At 59.5% G+C, this 587-nt stretch carries 1 pseudogene; it reads left to right on the top strand.

The window, feature by feature from the left end:
- Positions 1-390, top strand: a pseudogene (locus tag T18_RS27425) (single-stranded-DNA-specific exonuclease RecJ); the annotation flags it as partial.
- Positions 391-587 lie beyond the last annotated feature (197 nt).

The following is a 587-nucleotide window of genomic DNA, read 5'->3' on the forward strand; positions in this document are numbered from 1 at the left end:
GCAAAGACGGTGAGCGAGCTGGTGGAAAGCAGCGTGCTTAAGATCGACGGCGCAATCGGCGCGTCCGGTGCGACCCTGCAGCTTGTCGATCAGCTGGAACAGGCTGGTCCTTATGGCTCCGGCCATTCTCAGCCCATTTTTGCCGTGCCTGCCCACCGGCTGCGCGATGTGCGTCTGGTCGGCACCTCCCACGTCAAGATCACGCTGGAGGCCATGGATGGCTCACGGCTGGACGGCATCGCATTCCGCGCCGCAGAGGCCCCTCTGGGGCAGATGCTGCTGAATGCGCGTGGCAGGTCTATCCACGTGGCAGGCACCGTGGGTGCCGATCTCTGGCAGGGCCAGAGGCGTGTGCAGCTGCGTGTTCTGGACGCGGCTTTCGCGCCCTGACAGTCGGCACAGATCGAGACTTGATTTTACGGGAAAAGCTGAAGGACGGCCGGAAACGGCATGCATCCTCTATCTCACACATCACGTGAAGATTTGAACGCATAATACTGATTTTCAAGGAGAAGCAAGTGGCACGCCCTAGGGGAGTCGAACCCCTCTTTTCAGAATGAAAATCTGACGTCCTAACCGATAGACGA

Origin of the sequence: Rhizobium sp. TBD182 (assembly GCF_001950375.1) — a bacterium.
Lineage (GTDB): Bacteria > Pseudomonadota > Alphaproteobacteria > Rhizobiales > Rhizobiaceae > Agrobacterium > Agrobacterium tumefaciens.